Source organism: Brasilonema bromeliae SPC951 (assembly GCF_012912135.1).
Taxonomy (GTDB): Bacteria; Cyanobacteriota; Cyanobacteriia; order Cyanobacteriales; family Nostocaceae; genus Brasilonema; species Brasilonema bromeliae.
This window is the reverse complement of sequence record NZ_QMEB01000367.1, coordinates 1-3,306: the sequence shown is the minus strand read 5'-3', so window position 1 is coordinate 3,306 and position 3,306 is coordinate 1. Positions and strand designations below refer to the sequence as shown.

The window sequence follows — 3,306 nt, the reverse complement described above, 5'->3', positions numbered from 1 at the left end:
ATCCCGCCCACCCACGTTGCTAGATACAACAATATACCGGGAGACGTTTTCGCGGTTGATGGTATTGGGACCAGTACCGTAGTCAATTTTTGCGACTTGAGCCAAGGGAATTTTCTGAGTGTTGGGTGTATCAACTAATAAATCACGGATGATTTCTATGTTGTTACGGTAGCTTTCTTGCAACCAAACAATCATGTTGAAGGTTTGTTGCTGTTCTAAGACTTGAGAAACGACTCTTCCATTGAGAGCCGTTTCAATCGTTTCTGATAATTCTCCAATAGTTAGACCATAGCGAGCAGCCGCATCGCGGTCAAACTGAATTTGCACCTGTTTCATTGGTACTTGTGGCTCTAATTGCAAGTCTGTTAGACCTTGAACCTTACCCATAGCTGATTGCACTTGTTTGCCAAGGGTACGGAGTTGTTCCAAGTCGAGACCAAAGATTTTCACAGCTATAGCACTTCTTACCCCGGACAGTACTTCATCCATCCGGTGAGAAATAAAACCACCAATATTAGGTGCTACGCCGGGAATTTTCTCAAATTCTGAGCGAATCATTTCAATAGTTTTGTCCCTATCTTTTGCCCCCTCTTCACTCAATTGCACATCCATTTCTCCAAAGTTGACACCAGCCACTTCAGTATCACCTTGAGCCCGTCCAGAGCGGAATTGAACAGTTTCAATCCGAGGGTTCTTTTTGAGAGCTTCTTCTATCGCTAACCCCACTTGATTGGTTGCATCTAAAGATTCACCAGGCATAAGAAGAGTAGCAATCACTAGGGCGCGATCTTGAAACTCTGGTAAAAAAACTTGTCCTAAACCAAGTAGAATTACTATTGCAGCTACAATCCCAGCCATCGCTGTTGCCAAAATAATCTTGGGGCGACGCATAGAAAATTTTAAAGCTGGACGGTAAAGCCGATGAGCTTGTCTTTCTACCCAAGTTTCTGTACTGGGTAACCTTGTATTCACCAACAGTAGGGCACACATTGCTGGAGTTAATGTCAGCGCTACCAAAGTGGAAGCAGCAATTGACAGCAGATACGCTAAACCCATTGGTGTAAAAATTCGACCTTCCACACCAGAGAGGCCGAAAATTGGTGCGAAGACGACGGCAATAATAATTGTGGCAAAGAGAACGCTAACGCGCACTTCCACCGAACCATTGAAAACAACTTGAAAAGGTGGGACAGGATTTCCAGCGAGTTGGTTTTCCCGTAAGCGGCGGTAGACGTTTTCCATATCAACAATTGCATCATCTACCACCGAACCAATGGCTACCACCAGTCCGCCCAAAGTCATGGTGTTAATGCCTTGTCCTGTCCAGTTGAGAATCATCATCCCTAGCAACAAAGACACAGGGAGGGCGCTTAAACTAATAACTACCGTGCGCCAATTCATCAAAAACAGAATCAAAATGACGGAAACGATGATAGTGCCATCGCGCAAGGCTTCTTCAACATTCTTAATAGAGGCTTCAATAAAATCTTCTTGGCGGAAGGTAGTTGTAATTTTGACATCTTTGGGCAGACCAGCTTTAATTTCCTCCATTGCTGCCTCAGCAGCCTTTGTGACTGATGGTGTATCTGCAGTTGGCTGTTTGTTGATGGTCAAAATCACTGCTTTTTTACCCGCAAAACTACCATCACCGCGTTTGAGCGCCGCACCAATTTGTACGTCAGCCACTTGCTCTAGAAGCAGTGGCGTACCATTTTTGGCTTTAATGACTGATTTTTTTAGCTGCTCAATAGATTGAATCCGCCCTACTCCTCGAACCAAAGTCTCTTGGTCAGGAGTTATTAAAAATCCTCCTGGCGCATTGGCGTTGGCGGCAGCTGCGGCTTTGGTGACATCATCAAGAGTAACATTAAACGCTCTTAGCTTCGCTGGATTAACCAGCACTTGATACTGACGCTCATCCCCACCAAATATCACCACATTACTGACACCACGGACAGCCAGCAGGCGGTTTTTTACCTGCCAGTTGACAATGCGCCATACATCCATTAAAGGAGTGGTTTCGGAGGTGAAGGCGTATTTGACAGTCCATCCTAAAGCAGAACTAACGGGAAGAATTTCTGAATCTTCTACCCCTTGCGGTAGCAGGCTGCGTGCTTGTTGCAACCGCTCCGTCACCAATTGACGGGCACGATAAATGTCCGTATCCCAGCTGAAAATGGCTCTCACAGCAGAAAGACCTACAGCTGAAGAAGAGCGTAACGATTCGAGTCCGGGAGTTCCGTTTATTGAACTTTCTATGGGACGAGTCACCAACGACTCTACTTCTTCTGGTGCAAGTCCTGGGGCTTCAGTCATAATTTCGACTTGCGGCGGAGAAAAGCTGGGAAACACATCCAAAGGCATTTGAGTCAGGACGCGAAAGCCCCACAAGCTAATTAAAATTGAGGCAAAAACCACCAGCCAGCGTTGGGCAATAGACCATTTAACTATGGAATTAAGCATATTATTGATTGTTTAGGTAGAGTCACAAGGGATTTAGAGGATAAAATAAAATCAATCTTCAAAACTTACTTCTCCTCCTTTGCCTTCCTCAACAACTATCCACTTGGTAACAGCACTCGTCATAGTCATTTCCCATTAGTGAGGCTGGTGAGGGTTTTCACGCTCCTCATCCTGTTTAGCGGAAGTAGATAAGGTTGGCTGCTTGTGGTTATCGGTATGAATCTCTGTTTCATGAGTTGCGTCGTACTCAATGTTCTCCACCGCTACCATCTGGGAACGGGTACGACGACTAGACCGGGAACGACCTGTCACGAAAGCACCAGTCGCAATTGCCGTTCCTCCTAATGCTGCAATTAACCACAAAGGTAGGCCGAAGTTGTGAGCTTCAGCTTTAGTCTCTTGTGAATGCGAATTACCTTCTTCCTTCTGTTCTCCTTCCTTATGCGAATTACCTTCTTCCTTCTGTTCTCCTTCCTTAGATTTACTTCCACCCCGCAAAGACTGTGCATAAAGTTGCGGCGCACGTTGGGTAACAATTGAATTTCCCTGAGATAGACCTTGAGTGACTTCTACCAAATCCCCAGAAGTTTGACCTAATGTCACTTCAGTTGACTTAAAGGCATTACCATTTTGTACGTAAACTATTGTTTTATTATTTGCCTCTACCACAGCAGATTTGGGAATTGCTAAGGTAGCTGCTGATGTTTGGTCTGTTAAAACTTCTAATTGGGCGAACATCCCTGGTTTAAGAACTCCACCGGGGTTATTTATTTCGGCTTTCACAGGAACAACCCGCGTTTCGCCTTCTACCACTGACCCAACGACGGCAATTCGTCCAGTAAA

General features: G+C 45.3%; 2 protein-coding genes. Both read right to left on the bottom strand.

The window, feature by feature from the left end; translation table 11 throughout:
* Positions 1–2,463: efflux RND transporter permease subunit (locus DP116_RS27600; RefSeq protein WP_169158165.1), on the bottom strand; the 2,463-nt coding region annotated here is incomplete at its 3' end.
* A 135-nt stretch (positions 2,464–2,598) separates the two neighbouring features.
* Positions 2,599–3,306 (bottom strand): efflux RND transporter periplasmic adaptor subunit (locus tag DP116_RS27595; protein WP_369333959.1); only part of this gene is annotated, 708 nt, incomplete at its 5' end.